The sequence below is a fragment of the Haladaptatus sp. T7 genome, from assembly GCF_026008575.1.
Taxonomy (GTDB): domain Archaea; phylum Halobacteriota; class Halobacteria; order Halobacteriales; family Haladaptataceae; genus Haladaptatus; species Haladaptatus paucihalophilus.
In genome coordinates this window covers 535,291-553,579 of the sequence record NZ_BROP01000002.1, presented here as the reverse complement: position 1 = coordinate 553,579, position 18,289 = coordinate 535,291, and the positions used below count along the sequence as shown (strand labels likewise).

Sequence of the window (18,289 nt, the reverse complement as noted above, 5' to 3'; positions counted from 1 at the left end):
TAACGGATAAACCCATTCGCGTTCCCCTTTTAGGTATGAATCTTCGACGACTCGCCACGGCGACCGCCGGTGGCGTCGGTCTCACAGCACTCGTCAATCGAACGCTTGCGGCGCGTGCCGACCCGCTCGACCCGCCGCTGGAAGGGTATCAGGGAACCTACCGCTGGCGCGGATTCGACGTCGCCTACACCGAGGCGGGCGACCCGGAGGCCCCCGACGTCCTCCTGCTCCACGGCATCCACGCCGCCGCGTCGAACAAGGAGTTCGACCAGATATTCAAGCAACTCGCGCGGAAATATCACGTCATCGCGCCCGACCTGCCGGGATTCGGCCGGTCGTCGCGCCCGCCGGTGGACTACACCGCCTCGCTCTACTCCTCGTTCGTCGTGGACTTCGCGGACGACATGACGGACGACGCCATCTGTCTCGCGTCGTCGCTCTCCGGGGCCTACGCCGTGCTCGCACAGGTCGAGACGGGGGCGTTCTCCCAACTGGAGCTGATTTGTCCGACCGACGATGCCGGGTCACGTCGCGGATGGCTTCGAACGCTCGTTCGCTCGCCGCTCGTCGGGACCGCCCTGTTCAACGCGCTCGCAAGCAAACGCTCTATTCGTCGGTTCAACGACCGTGACGGCTACTTCACCGAGGTGTCGTACACGGAGAAGGACGTGGAGTTCGAGTGGCAGACCGCCCACCAACCGGGCGCGCGGTTCGCTCCGGCGTCGTTCGTCTCTGGCTACCTCAACCCCGACGCCGACCTCGGCGACGAACTCCCGCGGGTGGACGTTCCGGTGACGCTCGTCTGGGGACGGGACGCGAAAGTCACGCCGCTCGAAGACGGGCAAGAACTCGCCGACGAAGGGGATACGCGCCTCATCGTGTTCGACGAGGCGCGACTGCTTCCGCACGTCGAACACCCCGGTCCGTTCTTGGACGTGCTGTTCGACGAACTAGAACCGCTCGAACTGCAGTAGGCGGTCGCCGTTCGTTTTCGATTCGCCGACCGTCAGCGACACCGACTCCCCGACGTCCACGTCGTCGGGTGCCATCGCGGTGACGCGGACCGGTCCGAAGTCGGCGATGGCCGTCGTGTACGGCGCGTCGTCCGCGAACGACGGCGTTGCGACGTGGACGACGGTGTACGTGTCGATGTCGCCCGTTTCGGGGAGCGGCGTGTCTTCGAGGTTCGTTTCGCCACACTCGGGGCAGATTCGACGCGGCGGGAGCGACCCGTGTCCATTCGGACATTCGAGGTAGTACGCGTCGCCCTCGTCGATTGCGTCCAACCACTCGTCGTAGCCGCTGTTTCCGTGTTCGTTCTCGCTCATTGTTCGACCTCCAAAACGTGAACCGTCGCACTGGCGACCGTGCCACCCGCGTTGTGGGTGACGCCGACCGTCGCGTCCGGTACGGCGTCGCTGTTGGGGTGGTCGCCGCGCAGGATGCGCGTCATCTCGACCAGTTGGCTGGCACCCGTCGCGCCGACCGGGTGACCCTTCGCCTTCAGGCCGCCGGAGAGGTTGACCGGTCGGTCGCCGTCGCGGGTCGTCTCGCCGCGCCGCGCCGCACCGATTCCCTCGCCGGGCGCGTAGAAGTCGAGGGCTTCGAGCGCCAGCACTTCCGCGATGGTGAAACAGTCGTGGACCTCGGCTACGTCCACGTCACCGCCGTCGATTCCCGCCTCCGCGTAGGCTTCCTCGGCGGCCTCCTCCGCCGCGGGCGAGCGAGCGAGGTGGTCGCGCCCCTGTAGCGCCATCCGGTCGCCGCCCTGTCCGGTTCCGGTGACGGAAACCGGCGCGTACAGGTCGTGTTCCTCGGCGTACTCGTCGCTGACGAGGACGACGGCGGCCGCCCCGTCCGTGATGGGGCAGGCGTCGAACAGGCCGAGCGGTTCGGCGATCATCGGCGCGTCGAGCGCCTCTTCGAGTTCTATCTCTCGCTGAAACTGGGCGTGTTCGTTCGGCACGGCGTTCTCGTGGTTTTTGACCGCGATGTGGGCCAAATCCTCGCGCGAACCGCCGTACTGCTCGAAGTAGGCCCGCGCCATCAGCGCGTACGCGCCGGGGAACGTCATCCCGGCCCGCACCTCGTAGAGGTCGTCGGCCGCGATGGCGAGGGCTTCCGTCGTCTTCGCCGTTCCGAGGTTGTTCATCCGCTCCGCACCGCCGACGAGGATGGCGTCGGCTTCCCCGTTCCGAACGTCCTTGACGGCCTGTCGTATGGCGACGCCGCTCGACGCACACGCGCTCTCGTAGCGCGTCGCCGGGGCGCGAACGCCCGCGGCCTCGGCCATCAGCGGCCCTTGGTGACCCTGATGCTCGGCCAGTTCGCCCATGAAGTTCCCGTAGTAGAGTGCCTCGATGTCGTCCCGGGAAACCTCGGCGTCGGCGAACGCGCTGTCGCTCGCTTCGGCGAAGAGGTCTCTGCCGGTCCGCTCGGGATGCTTCCCGAAGTGAGTCAATCCGACTCCCGCAATCCGAACGCCTGTCATGGGAGAACGTACGAGCGGCGCGGTTAAGAAAGCCACTCCTTTCGATTTCCGGGCGAATGGCAGAAATTTCAGCCGGTTGTCCATCGAACTTCTGCACGAATGGGCAGTTTGGTGCCGACGAATTCGTAATTAATTTTCGAAACCAACCGATTCGGCGGGAAATCGACAGTTCGTGAACCGTCGCGGGAATCGTCCGGCGTGCACACCGGTACCGTCGTGCACTTTTCGCGGTGTTAGCACGGCTTCCGAGCGGGAGACTCGCTAGTCGCTCGTGGGTCAGCGAGGGGAACCGAGCGGTTCGGTCCCGTGGGTGAAGTGACTGTGCGGGGAGGAGAGAGGGAGAAGCCGAAATCGAGTCGAACTATTCGACCGCGAGTTCGTCGGCGTGTTTGACGACTTCGACGGCACCGGCGTCGATGGATTCGGTGTCGAGCCAGTGGGGGACGTAGTTTCGGCGTTCGAAATCGCCGCGTTCCTCTTCGGCACCGATGACGCACCACAACTGGGGTTCGTTCGGGCCGTGCCAGTCGCCCTGACGGCTGATGGAGAAACAGACCTGCTCTTCGTCGTCGTAGTCGATGATGGCGTTCTTGCGGATACCGGGGTCCCCGTGGATGATGAGCCGCTTCATACGAGGCGATTTGTAAGGCGGTCAATTAAGCGCTTCGCAACCGCCTTTCCGCGTCGCCCCTTCGTCCTCGTTTCTTCCTCGTCCGCGTTCCGTTAGCCGTAGTAGGAGTCGTTGGCCATGTGATACACGATTTCGTCGGCGCAGTTGACCATGTAGCTCGAGTGGTCCGACCCGACCTGCGATGTCACGTCGTTCTCGACGTAGTTCGGGGCGGGGGTGTTGCCGTCCTCGTAGCCCGTCTCGCCGAGCGCGCGGTCGAGTTCGCGGGGCCAGTAGAGGTTCTGGAGCGTGCTGTCGTCCTCGCTGTGATAGCCGAAGGTGGCGACGGTTTCGTCGCTGATGGCGTTGTAGGTGTCCATCCACTCCGTGGTCGGCGCTTCGTTGTCCTGTGCCGCGCCGAGCATGTGAACGCTGGCGAATCGGTAGTTCCCACCGTTCCAATCGTCGTTCACGTTCAGGATTCGGAGCGCGTTCAAGACCACTTGTGCGCCGAGGGAGTGACAGGTGAGCCGGAGGTCGCTGTTCGGACACCAGTACTTGTAGTTGAGCGCGAACTGCGCGAGCGCGTAGCCGTTCTGTTGGGCGATCTCCTGTCCGGTGCCGAAGCCGCCCCAGTCGAGCGGGTCGTACTTGTTGGGAGCGTTCGAATCCCACGTGAAGCCCGCGATTTCGCCGCCGTACCCCGCGCCGGTGAGGTTGTCGTAGGCCTCTTGGAAGTTGGTCAGCGCGGCCTGCTCGTCGTTGTCGTAGCCGTGGACGTGGACGGTGAGTTCGCTCACGCATTCGGTGTCCTCGCCGGGAACGCTTCCGTCCGTCTCGTAGTCCAACACCGAGTAGCCCGAGTTGAGGTCGCCATCGCCGTTGTAGTGACCGCGGGTCGAGATGACCGAATAGCCGCTGGCCGACGCAACCCCGGCCGCGCCGAGGACGCCGAGGCCCGCGGTCGCCGCCGTCGCGCTTTGCACGTATCGTCTGCGGGTGAATTCTTTCATGTCGAGTCACCTCAGACGTAGGACGAGACGTTGTTCATGTGGTAAACCATCTCGTCGCCGAGGGTGTCGAGATAGTTCGAGTGGTCGTCGCCGACCTGCGAGGTCGCGTCGTACTCGACGTAGTTCGGGGCGGGGGTGTTGCCGTCCTCGTAACCCGTCTCGCCGAGCGCTTGGTCGAACTCGATGGTGTTGTACACCCACTGGAGCACGTCGTCGGCCTCGTTGTGGTAGTTGAACGTCGCCGTCGTCTGGTTCGTGATGGCGTTGTAGGTGTCCATCCACTCCGTGGTCGGCGCTTCGTTGTCCTGTGCCGCGCCGAGCATGTGAACGGAGTCCACCTCGTAACCCCTGTCGGTCCACCACGAGGTCACGTCAAGCGAGCGAAGCGAACTCAAGAGCACCTGCGCGCCGAGCGAGTGACTGGAAAAGCGGAGCGTCACGTTCGGACAGTAGTATTTGAGGTCCACGGCGAACTGCGCGAGTTTGACGCCGTTTTTCTGCGCGACGGTTTGAGCTTCGCCCCAGCCGAAGTCGACACCGCCGCCGGCGTCGTTGTCCCACGAATAGCCGACGAGTGCGCCGCCGTAGCCCGCGGCTTCGAGGTTGTTCTTCGCCGAGAGGAACTTGTCCTTCGCGTTCTGCTCGGGCGTATCGCCGGATTTGTGCCAGCCGTGGATGAAGACGGTCAGTTCGTCCACACAGCCGGTATCGACGCCCGGCACGTCGCCCGTCGTGTCGTACCCCGTCTGCGTGTGGCCCGCGGTGAGGTTGCCGTCGTCGTCGAAGTGACCCCGCGTCGAGACGATGGGGATGCCGTACCGTTCAGCGCTCGCGGTCCCCGCCCCGAGCACCGCGAGTCCGGTCGCCGTCACGCCTGTTCGCTTGAGAAATCGTCGTCGATTGATGTTTGTCATCGATGTCCACACGCTCTTTCACCACCTCTCGACTTCAAAATTTTTATTTCTATAATAGAATAAAACTGACTCACGGGGAGAACTATATATCCGTGTTCTCGCTCTCCCGAAGCGGAAACCAAACGGGTTTTAAGTCCCGACGCGCAATTTCTCCGTAAGGTCGATATCTATGCAGATGCCACGTCGATTTAACACGTACTGTCCGCACTGCCACTCGCACCACGAACACGAAGTCGAGAAGGTCCGCTCCGGCCGACGAACCGGCATGAAGTGGGACGCTCGCCAGCAGAAGCGCGGCAAAGCCGTCATCGGTAACGCCGGTGGTTTCTCGAAGGTACCCGGTGGGGACAAACCGACGAAGAAGACCGACTTGAAGTACCGTTGCAGCGAGTGTGGCAAAGCACACCTCCGTCCCGGATGGCGTGCTGGCCGACTCGAATTCCAGGAGTAAAACAATGGCAGGAAACTTCTACAAAGTGCAGTGCCCGGACTGTGAGAACGAACAGACCGTCTTCGGAAAGGCGGCAAGCGAAATCAACTGCGTCGTCTGCGGTCACAAGCTCGCCACGCCGACCGGCGGCAAGGCCGAAATCGACGGCGACGTTGTGGAAACCATAGCATCCCGATGAAATACAGTGGCTGGCCCGACACTGGCGAACTCGTCGTCGGTAAGGTCGACGAGATAGAGGACTTCGGAGTCTTCGTTGACCTCGAAGAGTACGAGGACAAGCGTGGTCTCGTTCACGTCAGCGAGGTCGCCAGTGGCTGGATCAAAAACGTCCGCGATCACGTGAACACCGGACAGACCGTCGTCTGCAAGGTGCTCGACGTGGACGAGGGGTCACAGCAGATAGACCTCTCCATCAAGGACGTCAACGAACATCAGCACAGCGATAAGATTCAGGACTGGAAGAACGAGCAGAAGGCCGATAAGTGGATGTCGCTCGCATTCGGCGAGGACATGGGCGACGAGCAGTACACGCACGTCGCAAACGAGCTCCTCGCCGAGTTCGGCAGCATCTACGACGGCTTCGAACAGGCGGCAATCCACGGTCCTGAAGCGCTCGACGACACCGACCTCGCGGACGAGGACGTCGAGCGACTGGTCGAAACCGCCCGGGAAAACGTCTCGGTTCCCTACGTCACCGTCACCGGCTACGTCGACCTCCGCAATCCGGGGAAGGACGGCGTTGACGGCATCAAGGAAGCGCTCAAGGCCGCTGAAGGCAACGGCGACATTCCCGACGAAGTGGAACTCGACGTGACCTACGTCGGTGCGCCCGAATACCGGGTTCGCGTCAAGGCACCGAACTACAAGACGGCGGAGTCCCAGCTCGAAGAGAGCGTCCGTCGTGCCGAGGTCGTGATGGAAGGCATTTCCGGCACCGCCGACTTCCACCGCGAACGTCACACCGACGACGAATGAAATCGAACATCCGGGTGTGTTCCGCGTGGAACGCCGAACACGACCGCCCGGTGTACACCCTTTCTGCGACGTGTCCGAAGTGCGGAGCCGAGGCCGTAAACAGCGCACCCGCACCGTTCGACCCCGACGACCCGTACGGGGAGTACCGACGCGCACTTAAGCGGCGCGCCCACGAATAAGGTACATGGACGAAATCGACATCGAAATCGTCGCCAATCCCGATTTGGAAGCCCCCGTCCTCATCGAAGGACTGCCGGGCGTCGGTCACGTCGGCAAACTCGTCGTCGAGCATCTACTCGAAGAGAAAGAGAGCGAGCTCGTTCGACGGGTGTACTCCGAACACCTCCCCCCACAGGTTGGCGTCGGTGACGACGGTACCGCCTCGTTGGTCTGTATCGAACTCTACGCCCTGACCCTCGACGAACAGGACGTCCTCGTCCTCACCGGCGACTATCAAGCACAGGATTCCGTCGGCCACTATCGCTTGACGAACGCGTTTCTCGACATCGCCGACGAATTCGGCGTCGAACGAATCTTCGCGCTCGGCGGCGTGCCGACCGGCGAACTCATCGAGGAGTACGCCGTGCTCGGCGCGGCCGCGACCACGGACTTCGTGGACGAACTCGAAGACGCGGGCGTCGAGTTCCGCGAGGACGAACCCGCGGGCGGCATCGTCGGGACGAGCGGTCTCCTGCTCGGCCTCGGCGGACGGCGGGGTCTCGAAGCGACGTGCCTGATGGGCGAGACGAGCGGCTATCTGGTCGACCCAAAGAGCGCACAGGCGGTGCTCGAAGTCCTCCAGACGATGCTCGACTTCGAAGTCGATTTCAGCTCGCTCGAAGACCGTGCGGAGGAGATGGAAGAGGTCGTCAACAAAATCGAGGAGATGGAGTCTCAACAGGCTCCTATCGCGTCCGACGACGACCTCCGGTACATCGGCTAAGCGGACCGCCGATTTCGCCGGTTAAAATAGCGAGCGCTCCTGTCCGTTGTAGATGTGATACACTGCGGAAACGAGGAAGAACGTGAGAAAGAACCACGTCCAGAACTCGAAGTCGAGCATTCGTATCGAGAAGAGGTCGAGTTTCGCCGCGAACAAAACGACGAACTCCAGTAGACCGAGGCCGAGATAGTAGGTCGCCCAGGAGACGTCGTGTTCGGGGACGACTTCCATATACACCTCGACCTGTCGCGCTTGGTCTTCGAGCGTTAGCTCCTTCGACTGCTGGTCGTACTCCACGATACCGAGGTCATCGAGCTTCGGGAGGTGCGTCTGGTGGAGCGAGACGTAGACGCTCTTTCTGACGTTTCGTGGTGGCGGTGACTCGCCGGTTTCCAGCGTGGCGATGTGTTCGGCGAGGTCATCGACAGCCAGTGAATCTCCTGTCTCCCGGAGATAGCGAATCGTTTCGCGCCGTCGCTCGTTCCGCAAGACGTTATGGATCTGACTCTCGTTGAGTTCCCCTTTCGTCTCCGGTTCGGTGAGTTTCATGGCTTGGAGGCAAACATGATATTATCTCTGGGTCCGATACACGCACATATATTATAACCAAGGGTATTAACTTTGCCACCCGTCTAGTATTTATTTCATGAATGTTTTTTTCGCAATGTGCTGTCCTCGTCCGGTTATTGGTCTATCGGTGCGGACACCGTTCCACCGGGGGGAGTCTCCGTTTCTTCCCTACGAACGCCTCACCGAGCGTCTCGCTTGGCGAGGATTTGATTACCGTTCGAGTCCTACACGCATAGCATGCCAGACTGGCTGGTCCTCGGCTTGTGGCTCACGCTAGCGGCCGCTGTCGTCATCGCCGGAATCTTCGTCGTCGGCGTTCGGCTGTTTCCGACGCACCAGTCCACGAACGCCACCTACATCTTCGGGGAGGGTCGGCGACGGATCGAAATCCGTCAGTATCTCCGCGCCATCGACGAGAACTTCGCCGAGGACCACTTCGTGGAGGGCCAACACGTCGCGTTTTACCTTCCCGAGCGGGACGTCGCCATCACCTTCGACGCGCGAGCCTTCTTCCGCATCGAAAAGTCGCCGACGTACGCCGTACTCGTCGAACACGAGATGCCGGGCCACCACCTCGGCGACCGACTTCCCTTCGAAACCCCGACCTTGGAACAGGAGGCGGACGTGGACACGAAACAGGCCGCATTTGCCATCCTCGGCGTCCCCTCGGGCGCGACGCTCTCGGAGGTCAAATCGGCCTACCGGGAGAAGGTAAAGGACGTGCATCCCGACCACGGCGGCTCGCGCGAGGAGTTCCAACGGGTTCGGGAGGCGTACACGACCGCGAAAAATCACTGCACCTGATTCCCCCGTCGTCCACCGCTTTTGTCTCAATCCAGATTCGCCACTTCGTAGGCGACGCCAACGTCTCGAAGGGCGTCGGTGACGCGCCCCACGCTGTCGGCGGTGGCGACGATAACGACGTTCAAGCCGCGTTCGGCGGCCTCGGCAGCGACTTCACCCGGAGCGAACGTCGTATCCGGTTCGATACCGGCGGATCGGAGGGCGACGACGGCTTCGACGCCGGTCGCGGCGAGCACCGGAGCGTCCTCACACGCGGCCGCGAGCGACCCTCCGTCCACCGTTCGACTGCCACCGGAGCGAACCGGCGGCACCTGATACACCGTCACCCGTCCCGGTTCGAGGTCGATGATGCCCTCGAACTCGGTGACGCCGACGTCCTCGCCCGCTTCGGCGTCAGTCGTGGCGATGCCCGTCGCGGGTCCCTCGTCGTTCGGCGTCGCGTGGAGCAGGCCGTCTTCGAGCGAGAGCGAGACGGTCGTCCCCGCTTCGATATCGGTGCGAGCAATCGCCGCGTCCTCTCCGACGTTGCCGAGGATGTCGTCGGTCACGTGGTCCGCGAACCGGCGAACGTCCGTCGCGGACTGGAGGAGCCAATCGACACCCTCCTTCGTCACCCGATAGCGTGAGCGACCTTCCTTCTCCACGAGTCCGTCCTCCACGAGGCCGCGGGTGTACTCGCTGACGGCCTGACTCGTCACGCCGACGGCATCGGCGATCTCGCCTTGGCTCACCGCCGGTTGTCGGTCAGCGATTTCGGCGAGGATGCGAAACCGGGTCGCGGTTCGTTTGTCCTCCAACACGTCGGCCATACCCGAATCCTCGGGCGGGACGATAAAAATACCAGCGGTCGGCGAGTGAAAACCGCGTCCCGTGAGACGCACGAACGGTAACGGATGGCGGAACCGTCCATTTGCCGACGGATGGCGGAACCGTCCACTCCCCGACGTTCCGGTGGTACGTCCCCGCGGACGGCGGATTCGGAGAGCGTCAACTCTATATTTTCTGAGAACAACGGACGAATCGTGATTGGAGTCGTCCCCGCCGCCCTCCCCGGCCCGCTCCCGTGGCTGACAACGACCTTTCCCGACTACCTCGTTTGGGTCGTCATCGCCGCCTTCGTCGCCACCGCCGCGCTCGAACGATACGACCGCGAGCTGGCGCGGACCGTCGGCGCGGGCGCGTGGGTTCTGTTCGGGGTGTTCTGGGGCGTCCTCTTTCCCCGTTTTGCGTTCGAGATGCGGAGTTTCATCGAGGGGACCCTCAGCCTCGTCGCGGTCCCTCTGTGCGTCTACGCGGGGTATCAGCTCTACTCGGGACGGGATTCGCTGTTCGTCCTGTCCCGCGGCGTCGCCGCGATGGGACTCATCTACGTCCCCTTCCTGACGGTCGAACCGCTCCGCGAGTGGCTCGTCGAACTGGTGAGCGTCCAGACCAACGCCGTCATCCAACTGCTCGGATACGACCCCGCGTTCACCATTGCGAAGGAAAACGGCTACCACAGCGCCTTCATCTTCACCGACAGCACGGGCCACGAGTACTACACCTACCTCGTCCTCGCCTGCACGGGTATCGGCAGCATGAGCATCTTCGGCGGCCTCATCGCCGCCGTCCGGGCACCCCTCCGACGAAAGCTCCGCGGATTCACGCTCGCCATCGTCATCATCTGGGTGTTGAACGTCGTCCGCAACGTCTTCATCGCGGTGGCGTTCGGCAACCAATGGTTCCAGTTCTTCGTCGGTCCCGTCACCACGATCACGGGTTACACCGACCCTCGGATGGTCTCGTTTTTCATCGCGGACAGGGTGCTCAGCCAACTGCTCGCCGTCGTCGCGCTCGTCTTCATCCTCTGGTTGGTCGTCCGCGACCTCCCGGAACTGCTGACGGTCATCGAGGACGTCATCTACCTCGTCTCCGGGCGAGAGTACGACCTTCACCGGAGCATCCGGGCCGATGGCGGCCGTTGAGTTCGCGGACCGAGCGGCCTACCTCGCGGACGCCGACGCGCTCGTCCTCGCCGACCTCCACATCGGCCGGGACTCGGCATCGAACGTCTCGCTGCCGCTCGGCGAACGGACCGATTTGACGGCGCGATTCGACGCCCTCCTCGACCGATTTTCACCCGCCGAAGTCGTTCTCGCCGGAGACGTTCTCCACGCGTTCGACCGACTGCCGAACGGCGTCTCCGAGACGTTCGCGGACCTCGAAGCGCTCGCGGCGGACGCGGACGCGACCCTCGTCGCCGTGCGCGGAAACCACGATACGCGGCTGGACGAACTCGCGTCCCCGAACGACGAGTACCGACTCGCGGACGACACGCTGGTCTGTCACGGCCACGAGGAACCCGACGGGGAGGCACCGCGGTACGTCGCGGGACACGACCATCCGGCGATCGAAATCGAGGGAAAGCGCCGACCGTGCTACCTCTCGGGATCGGAAACGTACCGCGATTCGGACGTCCTCGTCCTCCCCGCGTTCACCCGCCTCGCCAGCGGACTGGTGGTAAACGACGTTCGCGGATCCGGTTTCCAGTCCCCGCTCGTCGCCGGCACGGACCCGCTCCGTCCCATCGTCCGCGACGAGGACGCCGACGAGACCTATCGCTTCCCGCCGCTCGGAGAGTTTCGGAAGCTGTTGTAGTCGGTGGGTGGCTGTAGCCTGTGGTCTGCCGTCGCCGCCGATACCTTCGCGGTGGCGCGTTATCGCATATCGTCGTACACGGCCAGCGCGGCCTTTCGCCCGCTCTCCATCGCGGCGTTGAGCGACGAGGCCTCCGTGTAGTCCCCGGCGAGGTACACCGATTCGTCGCCGGTTCGGTTGCCGGGGAGACCGTCGAACACTCCCGGCGGCTGGGCGAACTGTGCGAACTCGATGCGGTCCGTGTGCAGGCGTTCGAGGTTCGGGAACTGCCGGTCCGGGAACCACTGTCGGAGCGTCTTCCGGACCGTCGCCGCGAGTTCGTCGTCCGACTCCGCGGGCGTCCCGAGGAACGTCGCGGAGAACAGCTCCCAATCGCCGGGCGCGAACTCGGGCGCGACAGCGGACAACGGCACGATTTCGTTCGGCGCGTCGTCCCCGACGTTGAGCACGATTCTGTTCCCGCCGGGGAGCGGTTCGTCGTGGGCGAAATACTGGGTGACACAGCCGCGTGCGTCGGTCGGAATCGACTCGACACCCGTCAGTTCGCGGGCGGATTTCGGGTCGGTGGCGACGATGGCCGCGTCGGCGGTGACGGTTTCGCCGCCGACCTCGACGCTCACCTCGTCGTCCGTCGATTCGACCGCCGACACTCCCTCTCCGAGGTGAATCGTCGCGCCAGCGAGCCGCGCCGACTCGGCCAATTGGTTGGAAATCGCACCCATGCCGTCGGCGGGAACGGCGATTTTACCCGTCGAGAGCATCTTGAACGTGAATTCGAACACCTTCTTCGAGGTCGCAAGCGACCTGTCGAGGGTGATGCCGCCGTAGAACGGCCCGGCGAAGTTCTCGCGGAAGGAGTCGGAAAAACCGCGCGCGTGGAGGTACTCCTCGATGGACTGATCCTCGCCCGAAAAAATCTCGCCCGTCGGCTTGCGGGCCAGCTCCCGTCGAAGTCGAAGGGTTCGGAGTTTGTCGCGGAAGCGGACCTCCCGGTTCGTCGCCGACCCGAACAGCGCTCCCGGGTCACGAATCGGGTCCGCCAGTACCGACCGACGACCGGGACGGGCGAGCACCGCGCCGGGTGCGAAGTACCGCAAATCGAGGTCGCCGTAGTCGAGTTCCCGCCGCGCGGCGGGATAGGCCGTAAAGAGCACCTGAAATCCGCGGTCGAGGACGAATCCGTTTTCGTATCGCGTCCGCACTCGACCGCCGACGTCCGGCCCGCGTTCGAACACCTGTACGTCGAGTCCTAACCGAGCGAGATGTCGGGCGGCGACGAGTCCCGCGAGACCCGCCCCGGCGACGATGACAGTGGTCATGGAGGATGGTCGGTCGTCCGTAATAAACGTCTCTCGGCCGACCTGGTTAGGGAGCCGAACCGAGGGCCGCTACCGTGACGTCCGCACCGATTCGATTTCCGCGGCGAACTGCGTTCCGTCCGGGAGGTCGGAACACGGGTACCACGACACGTTCTCGATGGCCGCCGCAGTTGGTCGAATCGCCCCGCCGACCCGACGGGCGACGAATCCGGCCTGCAACACCGGCACGTGGACGCCGTTCCCGTAGTCGAACCGGAGCGTTTCGGTGAACAGCAGGTCGGTGACGTCGCACTCGATGCCGGTCTCCTCGCGGGTTTCCCGCTCGGCGGTTTCGGCGACCGATTCGACGGGTTCGCGGCGTCCGCCGCTCGCTTTTTCCGAAGCGCGGAGCGCTTCGCCCTGCTCACGATTTTCACCGTTCGCTTTCTTCGAGGTGCTACGCACCTCGCCTTTCCCTCCCGGCGGTTCCCACACCGACGAGTGGCCGGAGTCCTGTACCAACAAAACGCGTCCGTCCTCGACGACGAAACAGACCGCGACCCACGGAAATATCTCGTCCGGCGTCGCCGGGAAGTCGTACTCCGCGACGCCGGTGACGGGACGAACCCGGTGTGGAGCGTCGCCCCACCGTTCCGACAGGGCTTCGCGGCGGGTTTCGGCGCGGTCGGCGAGCACGGACCGGACGGCTTCCGGTTTCATATCCGACAGTTGCGGTGCAGGGGCAAAAGGGACGGGGGATGAACAGGGCTTAGTGGTCCGCCTTCCCACCTTCGGGCATGGAGACGACGGACGCATTCATCGGACTGACGTGCGTAGACTGCGGGGAGACGTTCGACGCCGACGAGGGGACACACCGCTGTCCCGACTGCGGCGGCATCCTCGACCCGGACTACGACTACGACGAAATCGACGTGTCGCGTGCGGACCTCGAATCCCGGCCGTTCGAGACGATGTGGAAGTACGCGGAACTGCTACCGTTCACCCGCGAGTCGGCGGTGACGATGGACGAGGGAGCCACGCCGCTCGTCGAGTGTCCGAACCTCGCCGAGGAGATGGGCGTCGGGCGCGTCCTGTTCAAGGACGAGGGGCGCAACCCGACGGGGACGTTCAAGGACCGCGGCCAGACGATGGCCGTGACCGCGGCGGCCCAACACGGCGCGACGGACATCGCGCTCGCTTCGGCCGGAAACGCCGGGCAATCCGCCGCGGCGTACGCCGCCCGCGCCGACCTCGAATCGCACGTCTTCCTCCCGACGCGCGCCGGGTTCACGAACAAGGCGATGGTCAACGTCCACGGCGGCGACATGACCGTCGTCGAGGGGCGCATCGGCGACGCGGGAGCGGCCTACGCCGACGCGATGGAGGAGGAAGACGACTGGTACTCCGTCAAGACGTTCGTCACGCCCTATCGCCACGAGGGAAAGAAGACGATGTTCTACGAAATCGCCGAACAGATGGACTGGGAGGTCCCGGACGCCATCGTCTACCCGACCGGCGGCGGCGTCGGTCTCGTCGGAATGCACAAGGCCGCGACGGAGTTCCGCGACTTGGGACTGACCGACGACCTCCCGTCGATGTACGCCGCCCAAGCGACCGGGTGTGCGCCCATCGTGAAGGCGTGGGACGAAGGAAAGGACGTTCACGAGGCGTGGGAAACGCCGGACACCATCTGCGGCGGCATCGAGATTCCCGACCCCGGCGCGAGCCCGCTCATCCTCGACGCGCTCCGCGAGAGCGACGGCGGCGCGGTGGCGACCAGCGACGAGGACATCCTCGATTCGGCGGTCGCGGTCGCACAGAAGGAGGGCCTGGAGATGGGCGCGACATGCGCCGCCGCCGCGAGCGGGGCGTGGGAACTCGCCCAGCAGGGAGAGTTCGGCGAGGACGACACCGTCGTCATCCTCAACACCGGCGAGGGCAACAAGGACGACGACGTGCTCCGCAGTCACCTGATGGGCATGGGAATCTGAGGCGGAACTCACATCGTCGCCATTTTCGACCGTAGATTTATATCAGAAGCCGGGGACAGCACGGCCCGGATGTCGAAAGAAATAGCAGAGAATGACCGCGTGGTTCTTAGAACGGAAACGTTCCTCGAATCCTATTCCGACCCCTTCAGAGCAGGTCGCTCTCGACCAACCGCTCGACCGCTTCCTCGATTCGCTCCAAGTTCGCCGCGTAGGAGACGCGAGCGTAGCCGGGCGCGCCGAATGCGCTGCCCGGAACGGTAGCGACGTGCGCCTGCTCCAGCGCGTCCTCGCACCACTGTTGATCATCTTCGGCGACGGGAATCATCAGGTAGAACGCACCGTCCGGCGTTCCGGCGTCCACGCCGTGCTGTTTCAACAGGGCGACGAGGCGGTCGCGGCGCTCGTGGAACGCCTCGACCATCTCGCTCACGTCGTCCTCGGTGTTCCGGAGGGCTTCGACGCCCGCGCGTTGGACGAAGTTCGTCGCCGACGAGACGGAGTGCGAGTGGAGTTTCGCCGCTTGCGAGACGAGTTCCTCCGGGGCGGCGAGGTAGCCGAGCCGCCAGCCGGTCATCGAGTAGGCTTTCGAGAAGCCGTTGACCGTGATGGTGCGCTCGTACATTCCGTCGAGCGTGGCGAGGCTGGTGCACTCCGCGCCGTAGGTGATCCGCTCGTAAATCTCGTCGCTGATGACCGTGATGTCGTGTTCGACCGCCAAGTCGCGGACGCCTTCCAGTGCGGCGTCGGAGTAGACCGCGCCGGTCGGGTTCGACGGCGAGTTGACGATGAGCAGTTCGGTGTCGTCCGAGACGGCCGCAGAGAGGTCGTCGAGAGCGGGTTCGAGTTTGAAGTCGTGCGGCGCGAGGTCCACGCGGTTCAGGTCGCCGCCCGCGAGTTTCACCATCGCCTCGTAGGACACCCACGCGGGGTCGAGGAGGACGACCTCGTCCCCGTCGTCCACGACCGTCTGTACCGTCTCGTAGAGCGCCTGCTTCGCGCCGGGCGTGACGATGACGTTATCCGCCTCGTACGGCAGACCGTCGTCCTGCAGTTTCGCCGCGATAGCCTCGCGGAGTTCGGGGACGCCCTTGGACGGCGGGTAGCCCGTGTGGCCATCCTCCATCGCTGTTTCGGCGGCGTCAACGACGTTCGCCGGGGTCGGGAAGTCCGGTTCCCCGACGCTCAGGTCGATGACGTCTACGCCGTCGGCTTCCAGTTCCGACGCGAGGCTGCTGATAGCGAGCGTCGCGCTCGGTTCGACACGTTGAATCCTGTCGGAAAAGTCCATTATTGTAGTTCCTCCACTAAGTCGAGTGCACCTTCGACCGCCCGTGCACCGTAGTCGGTACGCTCTCGGGCCTCCGCCGCGGACATGCCGGGGCCGGTGATGCCGAGTGCGACCGGCGTGTCCCGGTTCAGGCTGACGTCGGTGAGTTTCTGCGTCGTTGCGGTCGTGATAACGTGGTCGTGGTCGGTGTCGCCGGTGATGACGGCACCGAGGACCGCAACCCCGTCGATGTCGTCCCGGCGGGCGAGTCGGTCCGCCGCGAGCGGCGAATCGTACGCGCCGGGGACGTGTAGCGTTTCGACGATGTCTGCACCTCGCTCGGCGGCAGCCTCGCGCGCCGACTCCTCCATCTGCTCCGTTATCGGCGCGTTGAACTCCGCGACGACGAGTCCGAGCGTTACCATGTGTGGCGGGAAGCCAGCACGGCTAAAAGAACTACCGCTCTCCGCAAGGCTTGTATCCCCCCTGCGTCTTGAGGGAAAACAATGAGTTCGAGCGAACACCCGCTTTCCGGGTGGACGGCCCGAAATCGGGGTTTCGCTTCCATCTGTGCGGTCACGGTTGTCGCGCTGGTGCTCCGACTGTTCGCCCTCGGAGACCGGTTCGCCCATTGGGATGAAGCCCGCGTCGGCTACTGGATTCTCAGGTATCAGAAAACCGGCATCTGGCACTACCACGCCGACATCCACGGCCCGTTCTTCCCGCAAGTGAACAGCGTCCTCTTCGAACTGTTCGGCGCGAGCGACTTCATGGCGCGGCTGCCCGTCGCGCTCGTCACCGGCCTGCTCCCGCTCGCGGCGTGGTTGTACCGCGACCACCTCCGCGACTCCGAACTGGTCGCCTTCGCGCTCCTGCTCGCGGTCAATCCGGTCGCGCTCTACTACTCTCGGGTCATGCGGTACGACATGCTTCTCGCGGCGTTCATGGTGTTCGCGCTCGGCTTCTACCTCCGTGCGCAGGCGACGGGGAAGGCGAGGTACCTGTACGCCGGAACGCTGGCGTTGGCGCTCGGCTTCACGACGAAGGAAAACGCCCTGCTCTACGTCGCCTCGTGGCTCGGCGCGGCCGTCCTGTTGTTCGACCATCGGTTGTTCCTCGCGCGGAACTACGACCGAGAATGGACGGGGACGTTCGTCGATACCGTCACCGAAACGGGGCGGGGCCTCCTCCGATTCGCCCCCCACATCGCCCTGTGTGTGGTGGAGTTCTTCGTCGTCATCGTCTACTTCTACGCCCCGCGGACGAACGGCACCAGCGGTCCCGGACTGTGGAAAGCCGTCTCCAACCCGAGTATGTTCGGCGCGGTGATTTCGGAAGCGACGGTCGGGTCGTGGAACGAGTTCACCGGCCAGTGGGTCAAGAGTCAGGGCCACGCCTACCTCCCGTATCTCGAGCACTTCATCGCCGTCCTGGAACAGGGCGCGTTCGTGGTGGTCGTCCTCGCGGTTCTGGGCTTCCTCACGGCGCGGTACGTCGATGACCGTCCGCGCGACCTCGTTTCGTTCGCGTTCTATTGGGGCGCTGTGAGCGTCCTCGGCTACCCGCTCGTGACTGACATTCAGGCCGGATGGGTGACCGTCCACGCCATCGTCCCGCTGATGATTCCCGCGGCGGTCGGCGCGAGCATCATCTACCACTGGGGTCGGGAGGCGTACGAGGACGACGACACGTTCTCGACCGCCGCCGCGGGCGTCATCGCGCTCTTCCTCGTCGTGCAGGTCGCGTTCCCGGCGATAACGGTGGTGTATCTCCACCCGCAGGACGCGAACGCGCCGGGACTGTTCGGCGGCCAACACCACAACGACATCGTGCAGTGGGGTCAACCCGCTGACGGAATCAAGCCGACGATGGAGAAGGTACAGCGCGTCTCGCAGGCGAACCGGGAAGGAACCGACGTGTTGTACTACGGCTATCTGAACGAGGACAGTTCGTACGTTTTCTACGTCCCGAACGAGGCGAACAACGACCTATGGCCGCCGTCAAGCAGTTGGTACAACCGCCTCCCGCTCCCGTGGTACACCGAGATGGTGGACGCGAACGTGGACAGCACGCTGGACAACGAATCCCTCCAAACCCGCCAACCGCCGGTCGTCATCACGCGAGCGTCGCGCAAGGAGGACGTCGAGAAGTACCTCGACGGCTATCGCGTCTACGACCACGAACTCACGCTCTGGGGCGCGCCGACGACGATTTATATCAAGGAAAGCGCGCTTCGGGAAGCGAACCGGGCCGCGTAATCCATCCGCGAACCGATACACGTTCGTGCTCATTTTCCGTCCGAGTTGGCAAATCTTATGCACCCAC

The 18,289-nt window shown here is 64.0% G+C and carries 22 protein-coding genes; 11 read left to right on the top strand and 11 right to left on the bottom strand.

Annotation, left to right across the window (positions count from 1 at the left end; translation table 11 throughout):
• Positions 1-35: 35 nt before the first annotated feature.
• Positions 36-974 (top strand): alpha/beta hydrolase, encoded by a 939-nt coding sequence (locus OPC11_RS09030; protein ID WP_264781657.1) that lies wholly within the window; start codon positions 36-38, stop codon positions 972-974.
• Here the strand turns inward: OPC11_RS09030 and OPC11_RS09025 are convergent.
• From OPC11_RS09025 to OPC11_RS09005, 5 genes are all read right to left on the bottom strand, one after another.
• A complete protein-coding gene (locus OPC11_RS09025) occupies positions 951-1,328 on the bottom strand; it encodes a Zn-ribbon domain-containing OB-fold protein (RefSeq protein ID WP_007978236.1) in 378 nt (125 codons plus the stop codon). The genes OPC11_RS09030 and OPC11_RS09025 overlap by 24 nt on opposite strands.
• Positions 1,325-2,491: a thiolase domain-containing protein gene (locus tag OPC11_RS09020; protein ID WP_007978238.1), complete on the bottom strand. Its 1,167-nt coding sequence runs from the start codon at positions 2,489-2,491 to the stop codon at positions 1,325-1,327. The genes OPC11_RS09025 and OPC11_RS09020 overlap by 4 nt, the downstream gene beginning before the upstream one ends.
• Positions 2,492-2,852: 361 nt before the next feature.
• On the bottom strand, positions 2,853-3,122 hold the full coding sequence (locus OPC11_RS09015) for an HAH_0734 family protein (RefSeq protein ID WP_007978239.1): 270 nt from the start codon (positions 3,120-3,122) through the stop codon (positions 2,853-2,855).
• 92 nt (positions 3,123-3,214) lie between these two features.
• Entirely contained in the window at positions 3,215-4,114 is a 900-nt protein-coding gene (locus OPC11_RS09010) for an alpha/beta hydrolase (protein ID WP_264781656.1), read from the bottom strand.
• An 11-nt stretch (positions 4,115-4,125) separates the two neighbouring features.
• Complete coding sequence (locus OPC11_RS09005; protein WP_264781655.1) at positions 4,126-5,028, bottom strand: hypothetical protein; 903 nt, start codon at positions 5,026-5,028, stop codon at positions 4,126-4,128.
• Positions 5,029-5,197: 169 nt separating this feature from the next.
• On the opposite strand from OPC11_RS09005, the gene OPC11_RS09000 reads away from it, so the two are divergent.
• Genes OPC11_RS09000 through OPC11_RS08980 form a run of 5 tightly spaced genes read left to right on the top strand, consistent with a single transcriptional unit; the run spans position 5,198 to position 7,397 of the window.
• Positions 5,198-5,479, top strand: coding sequence for a 50S ribosomal protein L44e (locus OPC11_RS09000; protein WP_007978245.1), 282 nt, complete (start codon positions 5,198-5,200; stop codon positions 5,477-5,479).
• Positions 5,480-5,483: 4 nt separating this feature from the next.
• Entirely contained in the window at positions 5,484-5,657 is a 174-nt protein-coding gene (locus OPC11_RS08995) for a 30S ribosomal protein S27e (RefSeq protein WP_007978247.1), read from the top strand.
• Positions 5,654-6,454 (top strand): translation initiation factor IF-2 subunit alpha, encoded by an 801-nt coding sequence (locus OPC11_RS08990; protein WP_007978248.1) that lies wholly within the window; start codon positions 5,654-5,656, stop codon positions 6,452-6,454. The genes OPC11_RS08995 and OPC11_RS08990 overlap by 4 nt, the downstream gene beginning before the upstream one ends.
• Positions 6,451-6,633, top strand: a complete 183-nt coding sequence (locus OPC11_RS08985) for an RNA-protein complex protein Nop10 (RefSeq protein ID WP_007978250.1) — start codon at positions 6,451-6,453, stop codon at positions 6,631-6,633. Before OPC11_RS08990 ends, OPC11_RS08985 begins: the two co-directional genes overlap by 4 nt.
• 5 nt (positions 6,634-6,638) lie before the next feature.
• Positions 6,639-7,397 (top strand): proteasome assembly chaperone family protein, encoded by a 759-nt coding sequence (locus tag OPC11_RS08980; RefSeq protein WP_007978252.1) that lies wholly within the window; start codon positions 6,639-6,641, stop codon positions 7,395-7,397.
• A 21-nt stretch (positions 7,398-7,418) separates the two neighbouring features.
• Here OPC11_RS08980 and OPC11_RS08975 read toward each other — a convergent pair whose 3' ends face one another.
• The gene (locus OPC11_RS08975) at positions 7,419-7,946 is read right to left on the bottom strand and encodes a hypothetical protein (protein ID WP_264781654.1); all 528 of its coding nucleotides are present in this window, start codon (positions 7,944-7,946) and stop codon (positions 7,419-7,421) included.
• 258 nt (positions 7,947-8,204) lie between these two features.
• Between OPC11_RS08975 and OPC11_RS08970 the strand changes: the two genes are divergently transcribed.
• Positions 8,205-8,771, top strand: a complete 567-nt coding sequence (locus OPC11_RS08970; protein WP_007978256.1) for a J domain-containing protein — start codon at positions 8,205-8,207, stop codon at positions 8,769-8,771.
• Between the two features lie 26 nt (positions 8,772-8,797).
• Here OPC11_RS08970 and OPC11_RS08965 read toward each other — a convergent pair whose 3' ends face one another.
• Entirely contained in the window at positions 8,798-9,580 is a 783-nt protein-coding gene (locus OPC11_RS08965; protein WP_264781653.1) for a MarR family transcriptional regulator, read from the bottom strand.
• 213 nt (positions 9,581-9,793) lie between these two features.
• Here OPC11_RS08965 and artA point away from each other — a divergent pair, with 213 nt between their 5' ends.
• Together artA and OPC11_RS08955 are read left to right on the top strand one after the other, a co-directional pair.
• Positions 9,794-10,735, top strand: a complete 942-nt coding sequence (gene artA, locus OPC11_RS08960) for an archaeosortase A (protein ID WP_007978260.1) — start codon at positions 9,794-9,796, stop codon at positions 10,733-10,735.
• Positions 10,722-11,408 carry a metallophosphoesterase gene (locus OPC11_RS08955; protein ID WP_264781652.1) on the top strand — a complete coding sequence of 229 codons (687 nt, stop codon included), beginning with the start codon at positions 10,722-10,724 and terminating at the stop codon, positions 11,406-11,408. Before artA ends, OPC11_RS08955 begins: the two co-directional genes overlap by 14 nt.
• A 59-nt stretch (positions 11,409-11,467) precedes the next feature.
• Here the strand turns inward: OPC11_RS08955 and OPC11_RS08950 are convergent, their stop codons facing one another.
• Both OPC11_RS08950 and OPC11_RS08945 read right to left on the bottom strand, forming a co-directional pair.
• Positions 11,468-12,727: an NAD(P)/FAD-dependent oxidoreductase gene (locus OPC11_RS08950; RefSeq protein ID WP_264781651.1), complete on the bottom strand. Its 1,260-nt coding sequence runs from the start codon at positions 12,725-12,727 to the stop codon at positions 11,468-11,470.
• Positions 12,728-12,796: 69 nt separating this feature from the next.
• Positions 12,797-13,426 (bottom strand): NUDIX domain-containing protein, encoded by a 630-nt coding sequence (locus OPC11_RS08945; RefSeq protein WP_264781650.1) that lies wholly within the window; start codon positions 13,424-13,426, stop codon positions 12,797-12,799.
• Between the two features lie 77 nt (positions 13,427-13,503).
• Here OPC11_RS08945 and OPC11_RS08940 point away from each other — a divergent pair, with 77 nt between their 5' ends.
• Positions 13,504-14,697, top strand: a complete 1,194-nt coding sequence (locus OPC11_RS08940) for a threonine synthase (RefSeq protein ID WP_007978268.1) — start codon at positions 13,504-13,506, stop codon at positions 14,695-14,697.
• A gap of 145 nt (positions 14,698-14,842) precedes the next feature.
• Here OPC11_RS08940 and OPC11_RS08935 read toward each other — a convergent pair whose 3' ends face one another.
• Both OPC11_RS08935 and ribH read right to left on the bottom strand, forming a co-directional pair.
• Positions 14,843-15,985, bottom strand: coding sequence for a pyridoxal phosphate-dependent aminotransferase (locus OPC11_RS08935; RefSeq protein WP_264781649.1), 1,143 nt, complete (start codon positions 15,983-15,985; stop codon positions 14,843-14,845).
• Complete coding sequence (ribH, locus tag OPC11_RS08930) at positions 15,985-16,389, bottom strand: 6,7-dimethyl-8-ribityllumazine synthase (protein ID WP_264781648.1); 405 nt, start codon at positions 16,387-16,389, stop codon at positions 15,985-15,987. Before ribH ends, OPC11_RS08935 begins: the two co-directional genes overlap by 1 nt.
• An 81-nt stretch (positions 16,390-16,470) precedes the next feature.
• On the opposite strand from ribH, the gene OPC11_RS08925 reads away from it, so the two are divergent.
• On the top strand, positions 16,471-18,222 hold the full coding sequence (locus tag OPC11_RS08925; RefSeq protein WP_264781647.1) for a flippase activity-associated protein Agl23: 1,752 nt from the start codon (positions 16,471-16,473) through the stop codon (positions 18,220-18,222).
• The last annotated feature ends 67 nt before the right edge of the window (positions 18,223-18,289 follow it).